This window comes from Marinobacter bohaiensis (assembly GCF_003258515.1).
Taxonomy (GTDB): domain Bacteria; phylum Pseudomonadota; class Gammaproteobacteria; order Pseudomonadales; family Oleiphilaceae; genus Marinobacter_A; species Marinobacter_A bohaiensis.
This window is the reverse complement of sequence record NZ_QGEH01000001.1, coordinates 850,627-866,434: the sequence shown is the minus strand read 5'-3', so window position 1 is coordinate 866,434 and position 15,808 is coordinate 850,627. Positions and strand designations below refer to the sequence as shown.

14 protein-coding genes are annotated in these 15,808 nt (G+C 64.9%); 8 read left to right on the top strand and 6 right to left on the bottom strand.

All coding sequences use genetic code 11. The features are described from left to right. Positions 1-13 precede the first annotated feature (13 nt). Positions 14-604, top strand: a complete 591-nt coding sequence (locus DKK67_RS03865) for an HD domain-containing protein (RefSeq protein ID WP_111494566.1) — start codon at positions 14-16, stop codon at positions 602-604. 412 nt (positions 605-1,016) lie between these two features. Next, positions 1,017-2,489 carry a WS/DGAT/MGAT family O-acyltransferase gene (locus tag DKK67_RS03860; protein WP_111494564.1) on the top strand — a complete coding sequence of 491 codons (1,473 nt, stop codon included), beginning with the start codon at positions 1,017-1,019 and terminating at the stop codon, positions 2,487-2,489. On the opposite strand, the gene DKK67_RS03855 is transcribed toward DKK67_RS03860, so the two are convergent. Both DKK67_RS03855 and DKK67_RS03850 read right to left on the bottom strand, forming a co-directional pair. Continuing rightward, on the bottom strand, positions 2,469-2,942 hold the full coding sequence (locus tag DKK67_RS03855; RefSeq protein ID WP_111494562.1) for a hypothetical protein: 474 nt from the start codon (positions 2,940-2,942) through the stop codon (positions 2,469-2,471). The two genes, DKK67_RS03860 and DKK67_RS03855, sit on opposite strands and share 21 nt — an antisense overlap. Continuing rightward, positions 2,939-3,580 carry a TetR family transcriptional regulator gene (locus DKK67_RS03850; protein ID WP_111494560.1) on the bottom strand — a complete coding sequence of 214 codons (642 nt, stop codon included), beginning with the start codon at positions 3,578-3,580 and terminating at the stop codon, positions 2,939-2,941. The genes DKK67_RS03855 and DKK67_RS03850 overlap by 4 nt, the downstream gene beginning before the upstream one ends. A 294-nt stretch (positions 3,581-3,874) precedes the next feature. Between DKK67_RS03850 and DKK67_RS03845 the strand changes: the two genes are divergently transcribed. Both DKK67_RS03845 and DKK67_RS03840 read left to right on the top strand, forming a co-directional pair. Next, positions 3,875-4,984: a ferredoxin reductase gene (locus DKK67_RS03845; RefSeq protein ID WP_111494558.1), complete on the top strand. Its 1,110-nt coding sequence runs from the start codon at positions 3,875-3,877 to the stop codon at positions 4,982-4,984. A gap of 63 nt (positions 4,985-5,047) precedes the next feature. Then, positions 5,048-6,130, top strand: coding sequence for a fatty acid desaturase family protein (locus DKK67_RS03840; protein WP_111494556.1), 1,083 nt, complete (start codon positions 5,048-5,050; stop codon positions 6,128-6,130). Positions 6,131-6,274: 144 nt separating this feature from the next. On the opposite strand, the gene hemN is transcribed toward DKK67_RS03840, so the two are convergent. Further along, entirely contained in the window at positions 6,275-7,699 is a 1,425-nt protein-coding gene (gene hemN, locus DKK67_RS03835) for an oxygen-independent coproporphyrinogen III oxidase (protein ID WP_111494554.1), read from the bottom strand. A 128-nt stretch (positions 7,700-7,827) separates the two neighbouring features. On the opposite strand from hemN, the gene DKK67_RS03830 reads away from it, so the two are divergent. After that, positions 7,828-9,360, top strand: coding sequence for a cryptochrome/photolyase family protein (locus tag DKK67_RS03830; protein ID WP_111494552.1), 1,533 nt, complete (start codon positions 7,828-7,830; stop codon positions 9,358-9,360). Between the two features lie 121 nt (positions 9,361-9,481). Beyond that, entirely contained in the window at positions 9,482-10,696 is a 1,215-nt protein-coding gene (locus DKK67_RS03825) for a transporter substrate-binding domain-containing protein (RefSeq protein WP_111494550.1), read from the top strand. A 10-nt stretch (positions 10,697-10,706) separates the two neighbouring features. Here the strand turns inward: DKK67_RS03825 and DKK67_RS03820 are convergent, their stop codons facing one another. Both DKK67_RS03820 and DKK67_RS03815 read right to left on the bottom strand, forming a co-directional pair. Beyond that, entirely contained in the window at positions 10,707-12,401 is a 1,695-nt protein-coding gene (locus DKK67_RS03820; protein WP_228160505.1) for an HAD family hydrolase, read from the bottom strand. Positions 12,402-12,471: 70 nt separating this feature from the next. After that, positions 12,472-13,029 (bottom strand): DUF2845 domain-containing protein, encoded by a 558-nt coding sequence (locus DKK67_RS03815; protein WP_111494548.1) that lies wholly within the window; start codon positions 13,027-13,029, stop codon positions 12,472-12,474. A 149-nt stretch (positions 13,030-13,178) separates the two neighbouring features. Between DKK67_RS03815 and DKK67_RS21990 the strand changes: the two genes are divergently transcribed. Both DKK67_RS21990 and DKK67_RS03805 read left to right on the top strand, forming a co-directional pair. Then, positions 13,179-13,334 (top strand): DUF2256 domain-containing protein, encoded by a 156-nt coding sequence (locus DKK67_RS21990; RefSeq protein ID WP_111494546.1) that lies wholly within the window; start codon positions 13,179-13,181, stop codon positions 13,332-13,334. Further along, positions 13,331-14,854, top strand: coding sequence for an FAD-binding domain-containing protein (locus DKK67_RS03805; protein WP_111494544.1), 1,524 nt, complete (start codon positions 13,331-13,333; stop codon positions 14,852-14,854). The genes DKK67_RS21990 and DKK67_RS03805 overlap by 4 nt, the downstream gene beginning before the upstream one ends. Here DKK67_RS03805 and DKK67_RS03800 read toward each other — a convergent pair. Next, a complete protein-coding gene (locus DKK67_RS03800) occupies positions 14,851-15,771 on the bottom strand; it encodes an AEC family transporter (RefSeq protein ID WP_111494542.1) in 921 nt (306 codons plus the stop codon). The two genes, DKK67_RS03805 and DKK67_RS03800, sit on opposite strands and share 4 nt — an antisense overlap. Positions 15,772-15,808 lie beyond the last annotated feature (37 nt).

Genomic DNA, 15,808 nt, shown 5'->3' with positions numbered 1-15,808 from the left:
CCAGGAGAGCCCCATGAGCACAACAACCGACGCCCGCGCGCAGTTCACCCACATGAAGGACGGCACCGCCGAGGACTGGCACACCATCGCCGCGTCCTTCGGCGATTTCGCACAATCCCTGCCGGACCGGATCATGAATCACCTGACACTGCTGGAAGGCGACTTCGGCGGCTTCCAGGTGGATCGCATGACCCACTGTCTGCAGACCGCTACCCTCGCCCACCACGACGGCAAGGACGAGGAATACGTGGTCTGCGCCCTGCTGCACGACATCGGCGACACGCTGGGCACATACAACCACGCTGATGTGGCTGCGGTGCTGCTGGAACCCTTTGTCAGCGAAGCAAACCACTGGATGGTCAAGCACCATGCGATTTTCCAGGGCTACTACTTCTTCCATCACCTGGGGATGGACCGCAACCTGCGCGACAACTTCCTCGATCACCCGCATTACAAGCGCACGCTCGAGTTCGTCAGCAAGTACGACTCACCGGCCTTCGATCCGGAAGCGGAAACCTTACCGTTGAGCTATTTCGCGCCGATGGTGCGCCGGGTATTCGCCAAGCCGCGCAAGTCCCTCTACAAAGCGGCCATGGAGGAGTAGACCGCCCAGGGCTCACCGGCCATATCCGTACCCGGAGGTGACATGAATCTTAAGATGCTGTCACTTAACGGATTTTAACGTGCGGACATGGATTGAGCGCGTTAGGGTGAACTTAATTCGACATCGGGACCCCCGTCCTCCGATGTCGCCGGGCGCCGATGCGACGCCCGGGGGCGAGCCCCGCACGGCTCGCCCAGTTGCGTCTCCAACCTGCTGCCCGGAGCTGCACCGACCGTCCCCACCCTGACCGTCGGCCCGCAGTCACCGGGCTTTTTTTTGCCCTTTTCACCTTCCCCGGCCTACCGAAACCAAATTTGATCCCACTCGCTGCACCGGCCGGCCACGCCCGCTATACTCCCGCCATACCAACAAAAACAGCCGCACGCGGCACCCCAGACGAACAAGGATCAACATGAAGCGCGTGAATACCCTCGACGCCGCCTGGCTGGCGGTGGAATCCGACGACACCCCCATGCACGTGGGCACCCTGCAGATCTTCTCGTTACCGGAAAACGCCCCCGAAACCTTCCTGCGGGACACCGTGGCGCGCATGAAAAGCGACTGTGAGGTGGCGCCGCCGTGGAGCCAGAAGCTCGCCTACACCGGCGCCTTGGGCCGGCTGGTGGCGCCCTACTGGATCACCGACCGCCACATCGATCTGGATTACCACGTGCGCCATTCCGCCCTGCCCAAACCGGGCGGCGAAAGGGAGCTGGGGGTGCTGGTGTCGCGACTGCATTCCCACCCGCTGGATTTCTCGCGGCCGCTTTGGGAGTGCCACATCATCGAGGGGCTGGAGAACAACCGGTTCGGCCTCTACACCAAGATGCACCACTCCATGATCGACGGCATCAGTGGCGTGCGCCTGATGCAACGGGTGCTGTCGAAGAGTCCTGATGACACCAACATGCGGGTGCCCTGGGCGGTACGCCCCGAGCGCGGCCGACGCCAGACCAGCGACCGCACCGCGACGCTGAACTGGGCCTTCAACGAAGCGCTGGAAGCCCTGAAAATCCAGGTGGACAGTACGCCGAAACTGATCGGCGCCCTGGGTCGCCTGGTGCACGCCGCCCGGCATTCCGACGACCGCCTCACGCCGCCGTTCGTGGGCCCCAGCTCCCTGCTCAATGGCCGCGTCACCGGCCAGCGCCGCTTTGCCACCCAGCAGTATGACCTGGAGCGCCTGAAGACCCTCGCCAAGCAGGCCGACGCCTCCCTGAACGACATCGTGCTCTACCTGTGTGGCACGGCCATGCGACGCTTCCTGCTGGAGCAGGCCGTCCTGCCGGATCAGCCACTGACCGCCGGCATCCCGGTGAACATCCGCCCCGCCGACGACGAAGGCACCGGCACCGCCATCAGTTTCATGATCGCCAGCCTGGGCACGAACGAGGCCGACCCCGGCGACCGACTCGCCGCCATCAAAGCCTCCACCGCGAGCGCCAAGGCCCACCTGCAGAGCCTGCCGCGCGCGGTGCTGAACCAGTACACCATGCTGCTGATGTCGCCCTATATCCTGCAACTGATGACCGGCCTGGGCGGCCGCATGCGCCCGGCGTTCAACATCACCATCTCCAACGTGCCGGGGCCGGAGCAGCCGCTGTACTACGAAGGCGCCAAGCTGGAAGCCATGTACCCGGTATCCCTGATCGCCCACGGCGGCGCGCTGAACATCACCTGCCTGAGCTACGCGGGATCACTGAACTTCGGGTTCACCGGGTGCCGGGATACCCTGCCGAGCATGCAGAAACTGGCGGTCTATACGGGGGAGGCTCTGGAGGAGCTGGAACAATCGATCAACCCCGCCACGCCAGGCAAAAGGGCGTCACGACGCAAACCCGCCACGAAGCGAACACGCAAGTCCTCAGCGGGTGTCTCCAAATAGCCGCACATCGCTGATCTCCAGCAAAACCAGCTGCGGCCGCTCCTGCGTCATCACGTACCCCAGCAACACCTGCGCCTCCCCATACTCGAAGGCGCAGAGGCCGTTGCCCTGGTGGACGGTCGCGGCGTCGAGGCGGTTCAGGGGTAGCTGGTCGAGGGCGTCGTCGGCGAAATCACCCAGGCCCAGCCGGCCGCAGCCGACGAAGCGCCCCAGCGACTGCCCCGTCTCGACCAACTGGCGATCATCGATGGCATCGGCGACCGCCGGATGCTGCAGACGCTGCAGGTCCGTCATCGACCAGTCATGAGAGACGCCGTCCAGCAGGTGGGAAAACGCGTTGAGGCGTTGCGTCTGATCCAGCTCCGGGCCGCTCTGCGGCGCAAAGAACACGAACCAGAGCCCCACCCCGCCCAGGGCCACGAGGGTCCCGAGGAACCGGCGCCAGGGGATCACGACGCGTCTCCCGGCGCGCGGCTCTGCCAGTGGGCAGCGCCGGTGAAGATCAGCTGCAGGAAGCGGGTGGTGCGCTGGCGGATCTGGTCCACCTGATAGTCGTCGTCCGGGGAGACGCCCAGCAGATCGGTCAGGGTGAAGGCCACGGTGCGCACAACCAGGTCGCAGGTCATCTCCAGGTCGCCGTCGCTGAGGTGCTCCGCCAGCCGCATGCGACGCAGATCGTTGGCCAATTCGCTGGCGAAGAAACGCATCTCGCTGCGGATGGCGTCCTGCACGGCGCGGCTCTCCCCCGCCAGCCCCTGGGCCATGAAAAAGAAGAAGCTGCGGTTGGCCTCCACGTGGCTGATGAAAATTCCCACCGACTCGTCGATCAGCCGGTCCGCCTGCAGCACGTTGCCCCGGGCCTCGCGCATCATGCGGCGCAGCACCAGGCCGAGCTGGTCCACCAGCTGCAGTCCCAGATCGTCCATGTTGCGGAAGTGGCGGTAGAAGGACGTGGGCACCACCCCCGCCTGGCGCGTCACTTCGCGAATCCCGAGGCTGGCGAAATGCCGCCCCTTGCCGACGAGCGTGAGGGCCGCCTCCATCAGTTTATCGCGGGTCTCGCCCGGTTTGCGTCGTGGTTTCTGGGTCATGCCTGCCGTGTCCTGACTGCCGGGCCACCGCGACCCGAAAAAACGAGTGTACACATTTCTCACCCACGACAGAAACCGGCACTGTCATTTGGGGCCATTCATCGATTCCGATTATTTCGGCGATTCAGACACCTGGCGACAATACCCGGGAAAACAACGCATTAAGCACCCCAGAGCCGCACCGCCCTTGATCCATTCGGCAATTGACAGCTCAAGATCGCCATGTGTACAGTCGTTCACAACTTGTGAACACTTGTACACAGCGATAAACGATTCCTTCAGGAGGAAGCCACGATGCTGTCGACCATCCGATCCCAAGGCGCCCTGCACTGGCTCGGCCGGCAACTGTTCAACCGCGACGATCCGGGCGCGTTTTTCGACCCGCTGCTGGCGGTGCTCAACCCCATGTGGGTACGCGGTTTCGTGCCCGCCAGGCTGCTGGATGTGATCGACGAGACGGCGGACACCCGAACCTTCCGCCTGCGCCCGTCGGCGCGCTGGCAGGGCTTCCGCGCCGGCCAGCACGTCAACGTGATCGTGGATGTGGACGGGGTGCGCCAGCACCGCACCTTCACCATCTCCAGCGCGCCCAGCCAGTGGCGCACCGACGGCACCCTGACGCTGACCGTCAAGCGCCATCCGGGCGGCCACGTGACCCACTGGATGCACGACCACCTGCGCCCCGGCACGATCCTGGGCATCAGCCAGGCGTTCGGCGAGTTCGATCTGCCCCCATCCGGGCAACCGAAACCGCTGCTCTACATCATGGGCGGCAGTGGCGTCACCCCGGCCCTGAGCCACCTGGTGAGCCTGGCGGAGCGGGACTACCGGGCGCCGGTTACCCTGCTCTACTACGTACGCACCCAGGCCGACGTGATCGGTGCCGAAACCCTCTACGCTCTCGCGGCCCGCTGGCCGGCGCTGAGCCTGCATGTGTTCGCCACCGAGGAGCAGGGCGAGGCGGCGCTGCTCAACGAGCAGCACCTGGACGCGGTGCCCGGCTTCGCGGCTCGCGACGCTTACCTGTGTGGACCGCCCGGCCTGATGGATCGGGCCAACGCGCTGCTGGCGCGTTACGGCGTGCAGGAAGAGCAAATCCGCTGCACCTTCTTCAGCGCGCCGACCGCGGTGGCCGCCGACACGCCCCTGGGCGGCGCGGTCACCTTCGCCCGCAGCGACATTCACGTGGATTCCGACGGCGACGCCCCGCTGCTGGAGATCGCCGAAGCCGCCGAGCTGAACCCGGCCTACGGTTGCCGCATGGGCATCTGCCACCAGTGCAGTTGCCGCAAGACCGAGGGCACCGTCGTCAACCGCCTCACCGGCAAGGCCTCCGGCCCCGGCGAGGAAACCATCCAGCTGTGCATTTCCGTGCCCCAGGGTCCGGTCACCGTGGACCTTTGATCGCCACCGGCACGCCTTCACAGCGAATCAAGCGACCGGCACAAAGCCGGCAAGGAGCGAGATATGACAACGCAACTGACCCAAAGCCAACTGGACGACCTGGCCCGGGACCTGGACGCCATCCGTGATGAGGTGCGGGCCGACCTGGGCGAGCGCGATGCCCGCTACATCCGTCGCATCATCCGCCTGCACCGCACGCTGGAAATCGGCGGCCGGGTGCTGATGCCCTTCGGCTTTATCCCGCCGGTGTTCGTCGCCGGTGTAGCGTCGCTGGGCGTCGCCAAGATCATCGAGAACATGGAGATCGGCCACAACGTGATGCATGGCCAGTACGACTGGATGAACGATCCGTCGCTGCATTCCCAGACCTACGAGTGGGACACCGTGTGCACCGGCGACTCCTGGCGCCAGACCCACAACTACGAGCACCACACCTACACCAACGTGATCGGCAAGGACCGGGACTACGGCTACGCGGTGCTGCGCCTGAGCGATGACGAGAAGTGGAAGCCCTGGCACCTGCTGCAGTTCATCAACTACCTGATGCTGACCGTATTCTTCCAGTGGGGCGTGGGCCTGCACGAGCTGGAGAGCGAACGCATCCGCCGCCGCGAAATCAAGCTGTCGGACAAGAAGGCGTTCCTGCGGGACTTCTTCCGCAAGGGCGGGCGCCAGGCGTTCAAGGACTACGTGTTCTTCCCGGCGCTGACCTTCCCGGTGTTTCCCATCGTGCTGGCCGGCAACGTGTGCGCCAACCTGGTCCGCAACCTGTGGTCGTCGACGGTGATCTTCTGCGGCCACTTCACGGAAGATGCGGAAACCTTCAGTGAAGCGTCCATCGAGAACGAGTCACGGGGCCAGTGGTACCTGCGCCAGTTGACCGGTTCCAGCAATTTCACCGGCGGCAAGTGGGTGCACATCCTCAGCGGCCACCTGAGTCACCAGATCGAGCACCATGTGTTCCCGGACATCCCGGCGCACCGCTACCGCGAGATTGCGCCGCGGGTGGAAGCGGTCTGCAGGAAGTACGGGCTGAAGTACAACACCGGGAGCTTCGGCAAGCAGTACTGGACCGTGCTCAAGCGCATTGCCCACTACTCACTGCCGGACCGGGTGCGGGTGAAGCTGGAGGCGCAGGCGGTTTGATTGGCCTGAATCCTTGGGGGGCACACCGCCCCCTTTCCCCAACCCTCTCCCGCCAGGGGAGAGGGAGTTTTACCCCGAGTTAGCTGAGAAGCTCCCCTCTCCCTTGGCGGGAGTGGGCCGGGGGAGAGGGGGGCCTTAAGCCACCTAAATAATCCGCGAAAACCGCTGCCCCGCGTCTTCCACCCGGTAGGCGTCGAACAGCTGGCAGATGGCGCGGATCAGCAGGCGCCCCGGCGCTTTCACCTCCAACGACTCACCGCCGATGGTCACCAGGCCATCGGCTTCCATCTCCCGCAGCCGGTGCAGGGCCTCGACGAAACAGAGCCCGAACGGCCGCTGCCAGCGCGCCTCGAATTCAGCGTAGTCCAGCCGGAACTGGCAAATCAGTTGGCCGATCACCCAGCGCCGGATGCGGTCGTCGTTCGTCAGCGCCACACCCCGGATCGTCGCCAACTCACCGGCATCGATCCTCTGCTCCCAGGCGTCGAGATCGTGCGCGTTCTGGAAGTAGGCGTCGGTGGTCTGGCCGATGGCCGAGACCCCTAGCGCCACCAGGTCGCAGTCCCCGTGGGTGGTGTAACCCTGGAAGTTGCGGTGCAGGCGGCCCTCGCGCTGGGCCACGGCCAGCGGATCGTCCGGCAGGGCAAAATGATCCATGCCGATGTACTGGTAGCCGGCGCCGATCAGGGTGTCGATGGTCTGGTGCAGAATCGCCAGTTTGTCCGCCGGCGACGGCAGGTCTTCACTGCGAATCCGGGTCTGCGAGAAGAAGCGCTGCGGCAGGTGCGCGTAGCTGAAGATGGACAGCCGGTCCGGACGCATCGCCAACACCTCATCGACGGTGCGGGCAAAGGTGTCGGGCGTCTGGTGCGGCAGGCCATAGATCAGGTCGAAATTGATCGAGCGAAAGCCCTGTGACCGGGACTCACACAGGATGTCCTCCACCATGCGGCGCGGCTGAAGCCGGTTCACCGCTTTCTGCACCCGTGCGTTGAAGTCCTGCACGCCGAGGCTGATGCGATTGAAGCCCAGGGCATGCAGTTGCGCCAGCGAGGTGTCGGTCAGCTCGCGCGGGTCGATTTCGATGCTGAAATCGCGCCCGTCGCCCAGCTCCAGGTCGAAGATGTCGCGCAGTCCCGCCATCAGGCGCCCCATCTGGTCGGGCGGCAGGAACGTCGGCGTGCCGCCGCCCCAGTGCAACTGCTGGACCCGGCGCCCGGCCCCGAACAGGTCCGCCTGCATCCGGGCTTCCTTCAGCAGCCGCGTCACGTAGGGTTCGGCCGCTTCCCGGCGCCGGGTCAGCACCTTGTTGCAGGCGCAGTAGTAACAAAGTCGCGCGCAGAACGGCACGTGCACATAAAGCGACAGCGGGCCGCCGTTATCGGCACTGCCCCGGGCGGCATCCGCCATGTCCGTCGCTGTAAACGCGTCGCTGAACTCCACCGCCGTCGGGTATGAGGTATAGCGAGGGCCGCTGAGATCGTAGCGCTGGATCAGTTGGTCGTCCCAGGCTGGCCGGGCGGTGCCGGGCGTCGATGGAACGAGCTTGAGTGGGGGATGCGTCGACATGGGAGGTACCGGAATGCGAAGTCTGGGCACAGTGTATCGGGTCACATTGTCGCCACCTTGACCTGGATCAGCCCTGAACCGGAAAGGCCTTTCGGGCGTACTCAAAGGCGAATCGAAAGGAGATGTCCATGCGCCACCTGATCCTGATCCTGGGCGATCAGCTCACCCCTGACATCAGCGCCCTGCAGGATGCCGACCCGCAGCAGGATCGCATCGTCATGGCTGAGGTCCGGGACGAGGCCAGCTACACCAATCACCACAAGAAGAAGATCATCCTGCTGTTCAGCGCCATGCGGCATTTCGCCCGGGAATTGCAGGATGCCGGCTGGGACATTCATTACCACGCCTATGATTCGGACAGTTCACACGACTCGCTGCGCGACGTGGTGGCCGAACAGGTGGAAGCCCATCGTCCGGACAAACTGATCACCACCGAGTGCGGCGAATGGCGCCTGCACGACGATATTTGCCAATGGCATAAGAGACTGGGAATTCCCGTGGAAATCCGCCCCGATGACCGCTTCATCGCCACCAAGGACGAATTCGCCCGCTGGGCGGAGGGCCGCAAGCAGCTGCGCATGGAGTTCTTCTACCGGGAAATGCGCAAGAAGACCGGCCTGCTGATGACGCCGGAGGGCGGCCCCGAGGGCGACCAGTGGAACTTCGACGCCGACAACCGCAAGAAATGGAACGGCAAGCCACCCGCACCGGGGCCGTTCCGGGTGGCCCCGGACGCCATCACCCGCGAGGTGATCGACCTGGTGGAGCGCGAGTTTGCCGACCATTTCGGCAGCGCCGAGGATTTCCACTTCGCGGTAACCGCCGCCGACGCGGAAGAAGCCCTGGCCCACTTTCTCGACTTCGCCCTGCCCTGCTTCGGTGATTACCAGGACGCCATGGCCGACGACGAGGACTGGCTGTTCCATTCGGTGCTTTCGCCCTACATCAACTGCGGCCTGCTCGACCCGCTGGGCGTGTGCGAAGCGGCGGTCCAGCACTACTACAGCGGCCAGGCGCCGCTCAACGCGGTGGAAGGGTTCGTGCGTCAGATCATCGGCTGGCGCGAGTTCGTGCGCGGCATCTACTGGCTGCTGATGCCCGACTACGCCACTGAAAACAGACTCGGCAACACCCGCGACCTGCCCTGGTTCTACTGGACCGGGGACACCGGCATGCGCTGCATGCACAAGGCCATCGACGCCACCCGGCGCAACGCCTACGCCCACCACATCCAGCGGCTGATGGTGACGGGCAACTTCGCCCTGCTGGCCGGCGTCAAACCGGAGGACATCTGCGACTGGTACCTGGCGGTCTACGCCGACGCCTACGACTGGGTGGAACTGCCCAACACCCTGGGCATGGTGATGCACGCCGACGGCGGCTACCTGGGCTCCAAGCCCTACGCTGCCAGCGGCAAGTACATCCAGCGCATGTCCAACCACTGCAGCGACTGCCGCTACAATGTGAGCCGCGCCACCGAAGACGACGCCTGTCCCTTCAACGCCCTGTACTGGCACTTTATCGACCGGCACCGCGAGGCGTTCCGCAGTAACCCGCGCATGGGCATGATGTACCGCAACTGGGATCGGCAGAAGCCGGAACGGCGTGAAGCCATCCTGCAACGGGCGGACTGGATTCTGGCCCATCTGGACAGGCTCTGACCACGCTGCGAGCCGTTGAACGGCTAAACTGATAACAGGCGCTTCAAAGCAGAACAAACGTACCAGTGCTACGCTACTGACAGCCCCCTTGTTGAGGACGCTCGAACGCCAGGGACAGGGTATGAGGTTGAAGCATCAGGTTCTGGCCATCACACTCGTTTGCCTGTTCGGCCCCGCCGCGGCGCTGGCCCAGCAGACCCTGCAGCTTTTTGCCTCGGCCGCACCTCCCTACCAGTACGCCATTGACGGCACCGTTCATGGCACCACCATCGAAGCCCTGCGCTGCGCTCTGGGTGAAACCCGGTGGCGTCCAAGTATCCGCATGGTGCCCCAGCGCCGGGCCATTCACGCCCTCCAAAAAGGCCTGATTGACGGGTACCTGGGTATCAGTTCGTCCGACACCCTGGACCCCGTTGCCACCCTGTCCGCACCGCTCGCCCTGGAAAAATGGTACCTCTACGCCCTCGGTGATGTGGCTCTGGACGATGCACGGCTGGGTGCCATTGCCGGCAGCAACGAGGCCCACTGGATACAGGACCGGGGCTACAACGTGACCATGCAGGTAGCGTCACTGAATCAACTGGTGGCCCTGGTCAACCGCGGCCGCATCGACGCATTGGTGGTGGACCAGCGCATCATGGATGACTGGCGCGACCGCCATCCCGAAGGCACGCCCCTACCCAGACTGACCAGCCGCTTCATACGCTTTGCACCGCTGGGCACCTATTTCAACCAGGCTTTCCTGCAGGCCAACCCGAACTTCCTGTCCCGCTTCAACGCCAACCTCGAGGACTGCGTCACCGCTGGTTTTCAGTTGGAGGCCGACGAGGCCCGCCGCATCCGGGACCTGGCCGTACGGCTCTTCAACCAGCTGCATGCCGAGGTGGACGTGATCAGCGCGACCTATGACCGGCGTTCAGGCCAGACGCTGGCCGCCATCCTGCAGCTGGACGAGCAATGGCGCGCCGCCCAGCCGGTCGGTTCCAGCGACCTGGCCCGGGACATTGAGCAGCGGCCCCTGTCCCGGGCGCTGCAGCAATGGCAGGAACAGCAGGACGGACTGGTGTCGGAGATTCTGGTGATGGACGCCCAGGGCGCGCTGGTGGCCATGAGCCAGCTCACCAGCGATTACTGGCAGGGCGACGAGGACAAGTTCCGTCGGGTGGCCGTCGAACCGGGTGATCAGCTCTACCTGGGCCCGGTGCGCTATGACGCGTCCTCAAACCACTTCCAGGTGATCGTGTCCCGGGCCCTGCATGATCCGCAAAGCGATGACCTGCTGGGCGCCGTGGCGCTGGGCATCGACATCGAATGGGCCCTGACCCGGGATCCATGAACAACACCCGTCACGGCGGCCCCACCTCGCAGGCCAGCACCAGCGCCCAGAATTCCGAGAAATCATTGACCACCACGTCCGGCTTGTGGGGATGGCCGTGGGTGCCGGGAAAAATGCTGTGCAGCCAGGGCAGGTCCCACAGGGCGCCGTTGAAGAAGACCCCGGTCACCCCGGCGCGCTTGGCGGCGATGATGTCGGTGGTGCTATCGCCCACGTACCAGATACTGGGGCCAACCGGGTAGTCCAGCTTCTCCGCCGCCAGGATCAACTGGTCCGGATGCGGCTTGCGCAGCGGCGTGTCGTCGCCGCAGACCTCGGTATCAAACAGGTGCCGCCAGCCAGTGCCTTCCACCGCCGCCAGCTCGTGTTCGAAGAACTCGCGATCGCGGTTGGTGATCACGCCCACACGGATACCCAGGTTGCGGAGACTGGCCAGCATGTCGCTCACTTTGGGCTCGAACGCGTCCACCGTGCCGTAGTGATTGCGGTAGTGGCGATTGAAGGCCGCGTGGGCGATGTCCTTGGCGTCCTGGTCCTCACCGAACAGCACCTCGAAAATGTCGGTGCGGGAGATCTTGCGATCAGCACGTACCTTGGGATGCAGGCGCGCGAACTCCCGTACGTAGGCCACCAGCTTGGCGTCTTCCGGCGTCTTGCTGTCTTCCGGCTCCAGCATGCGCCCCATCAGACCCAGCGCGTGAAACTCCGGCAGCATGTCGTCCACCGCGTGGTACATGGCGTCGAGCGTATCCACCAGCGTGGCGTGCCAGTCGAACAGGATCACCTGTGGGCGGATCAGCTTGGCGACGGCCGGGTGCCAGTCCGGCTCCACCCGCCGCTCCGGCGGCTGCGGCGGCGGGTAAGCGGGTGGGCGTACGTCGGCCACCTCACAGGCGAAGGTATCGCCGGGGAACGCGGCCAGCTCGTCCATCAGCGACTCGAAGCTCTCCAGCACCCGCGCCGGACGATCCTGGCGCCGGAACCAGCCGGCGATACGCTCGGTTTCCCAGGCAGCGCCATTGTAGAAAATCGGCGTCACGCCGGCGTTGTTGGCGGTCACCATATCGGTATAGCCGTCGCCCACGTACCAGATGTCCTTGCCGACGGGCATGCCCAGCTTTTGCGCGGCGCTGTAGATCATCTCCGGGTCAGGCTTGTAGTGCACCACGTCGTCGGCGCAGACGGTGGCATCGAACAGGTCCCGCCAGCGGCCCTCCTCCAGCGTGGCCAGCTCGGTATCGAGGAACTCGCGGTTGCGGTTGGTGGCCACCACCAGCTTGATGCCCAGCTTGCGGCAGGCCTCCATGTAAGCCTGCACCCCTTCCTGAAACGGCTTCACCTGACCGAAATACTGGCGGTAGCACTGGTTGTAGGCGTGGTGCGCGATCGACTTGGCGTCGCGGTTGTCGCCGAAGATCGCGTTGAAAATGTCGGTGCGGGACACCCGCCGCTCCGCCAGGATGCGCGGGTGCAAGCGTCGGAAGATGCGGATGTAACGCACCAGGCGGGCGTCTTCCGGCGTGTTGCACTGTTCTTCCGGCAACAGCTGATCCACCAACCCGAGATCCTCCAACTGCGGCAGCATCTCCTCCATGGCGCTGAACATAGCGTCATGGGTATCCACCAGCGTGCCGTGCCAGTCGAACAACAGGGCGCGGGGTAGGGTCAGGCCCGTCTCATGCAGGCCCCGATCATCGCTCTGCACAGGCGTCTCTCCCGTCAGCGGTTGCGGTATCGCATCCTAAAGAGGGTGTTGCTAGCAGAAAAAATAGACGCTATTGGCCGGGCTTGCCCGCCGTCTCCACCCGGATGAGACGGCCTTCGCGGAAGGTGACGACGCGGCGGAACTCGTTGGGGCCGAATTCGTACAGCCATTCCTCCTGGGGATAGGCCGAGTACCCGCTGTAGTGATCCACGCGACGCCGGGGCAGAACCCACTCGACGCGCTTGGACAGCGGCTCGCCGCAGCGGCGGACGATCTCGAACTCGTTCATGCCCTCGCGCAGCATCCGCGGCGAGCAGTTGCCCGGAGCACCGGGCAGGAAACCGTAGCCCAGGCTCTCTTCCTGGCGTAGCTTGCCGTTGCGGAAAATCAGCCGGCGCACGAAGCTCCGTGGTCCCGGGTTGTAATACCAGTGCTCGACGGTCTGGACGATACCGATGCCGGGCAGCGCCGCCTGGGGGTAGATCGCCACGTAATCCGGTTCACCGCATTTCTCGCGGACCTCGACCGGCCAGTCGCCCTCATCGACCAGGCTGGTGCCGCAGCGAAAAGCCGCCTCGCCCGTCCAGGGCAGCGCCCACATCAGGAACAAGACAATCACACCTCGCATATCGCCTCCCCGCGCCTGTTCGCCCTTCTCAGCCATAGTCCCGTTGCCGGCCTGAAAGTTCAGTCAGAATGGATCAATCCGGACCGGGCAGCGTCGCGTATTCCGGGTTACCGTTCCACTTCAGGATACGTCGTCACAGGTTAGTTGCGATGCACAGTAAGCCCCATCTGCCTGAGAAAATCTGCCCCGTGTGCGAGCGCCCCTTTGCCTGGCGCCGCAAATGGGCGCGGGACTGGGAGCGCGTGCGCTACTGCAGCGAACGCTGTCGTCGCCAACGCGGCCACTTGCGGAATACCGCGTCATGACAACGCTGGTCTGGTTCAAGCGCGACCTGCGGATTCAGGATCACGCCCCGCTGGCGGCCGCCGCCGAATACGGCGAGCCGGTCTTGCCGCTGTACGTGGTCGAACCGGACTACTGGCAGTTGCCCGACACCAGCCGGCGCCAGTGGGCCTTCATCGCCGACAGTCTGGCATCGCTGCATCGCCAACTGACGCGGCTGGGCGCGCCGCTGCGGGTCGAGCGCGGCGAGGTGACGGCGGTCTTTGAGCGACTCCATCAGACCCACGGCATCAAACGGGTCCTGGCCCACGAGGAAACCGGCAACGACTGGACTTTCCGGCGCGACAGGCGGGTGATCGACTGGTGCACGGAACGCGGCATCGCATTCCGCGAATGGTCCCAGTTTGGCGTGGTACGGCGCCTGCCGGACCGGGATCTCTGGGACCAGGCGTGGAACGGGCTGATGCGGAGCGAACCGGTCGTCAGCCCGGAGCGGCTGATGGCCGCGGGCAACGACGAGCCGGGCGCGCTCGATCTGACCCCACCGCCCTGCGCCGACGAAAGCGACTGCCCGGACCGCCAGGCCGGTGGCAGCGAGGCGGGTGAGCGGTTACTCACATCCTTTCTCAATCGCCGCTGTATCGGCTATCAGTACAACATCTCCAGCCCCAACAGCGCCGTCAGTGGTTGCTCCCGGCTAAGCCCGCACATCGCCTACGGCACGCTGAGCCTGCGTCAGATCTATCAGGCCAGCCGCGACAACGGCGAGCACCCGTCCAGCCTGCCCCGCCGTCAGCGCAGCCTGCGCAGCTTCCGCTCACGGCTGCACTGGCACTGCCATTTCATCCAGAAGCTGGAGGACGAGCCGGAGCTGGAATTCCGCGCCATCCATCGCGAGCTGGAGAACCTGAAGTCCGGCCCCAACGACCGGGAACGGCTGGACCGCTGGGCCCGGGGCGAAACCGGCTGGCCGCTGGTGGACGCCTGCATGCGGGCGCTGCAGGCAACCGGCTGGATCAACTTCCGCATGCGCGCCATGCTGATGGCCGTCGCCAGCTACCAGTTGTGGCTGCACTGGCGCGATCCGGCCCTGCACCTGGCGCGCCTGTTCACCGATTTCGAAGCGGGCATCCACTACCCGCAGGCCCAGATGCAGAGTGGCCTGACCGGCATCAACGCCCTGCGCATCTACAACCCGGAACTGCAGTCCCGCAAGCTGGACCCGCAGGGCACCTTCATCCGGCGCTGGATCCCGGAACTGGAAGGCGTGCCCGACGACTTCATCCACAGCCCCTGGCACATGACCGCGCATCAGCACGGTCTCTACGGGGGCGAGCGTTATCCGGAGCCGGTGTGCGACCATGACCTGGCCGCCCGCAGCGCACGGCTGGCGGTGGCCGAATTCCGCCGTGAGCACGTCACGCAGCAGGAAACCGACCGGGTGCTCGAACGCCACAGCAGCCGCAAGGGACCCCGCCAGAGCCGCCCGAAGGTTCGCGGCAAAGCCGGCGCCGGCGACAACCAGCTGTCTCTGTTCGACTAACTCAGAAAGATCGCCACCATCACCGGGATATAGATCAGCGCAAACAGGGTACTCAGCAGCGTGGTGCCCGCCGCCTGACGGGGCGAGGCATCCAGCAGGGTGGCGATGACCACGGTGTTGGCCGCCATGGGCGTGATGGATACCAGGAAGATGGCGCGATAGACCGCGTCATCGTAGAAACCGAGCCAGTGGCTGTCGACAAACCAGAACGCCAGGGCCGCCAGCGGCCAGACCACGAACTTGCCGAAGAACGCCAGCCCGGTGAACCGCACGTTGCCCATCAGGCCACGGAAATTGAGGATGCTCATGCCCACGATCATCATGCCCAGGATACTGTAGGCGCCGCGCAAGTTATCGAACAGCGGCACGAACACGTCCGGTATGGCAAAGCCACTCAGGTTAAGCACCACCCCCAGGGCAAAGGCGTAGATCGCCGGCAGCCGGACCACCCGGACCAGGCAGTCCCGCGCGCTGTAGCGGCCGCGGCCGGCCAGATAGTAGCCCACCGAATTCTCGAACAGCGTGGTGCCCAGCATGCAGACGATGTAGAGCGCCACGCCCTCTTCCCCGAACAGCAGCAAGGCCACGGGAATGCCGAAGTAACCAGTATTGCCGGTGCCCACCGCCAGCGGCACGATGTTGGCGCTGCCGTCTTTGAGCAGGCGCCGGCCGACGGCCATGTGCGGCAGGCTGACCAGCACGCAGAACGCGAACACGATGGCCGGCATCAGCAGCACTTCCGGCGTCAGCGGCGCGGCCATCACCCCGGAGAAGATCACCGACGGGGTCACGATGTAGAGCATGATGCCGGCGATGTGACGCCCGCTGGCTTCGAGATAGCGCCCGGCGATCCAGCCCAGCAGGACCGTGATGTAGAGCGGCAGGAGTTTGACGAACAGGGACAGGACAACGGCCATGGGACGGGCAACTCCTCGGATTCAAAAAAACAGTCAA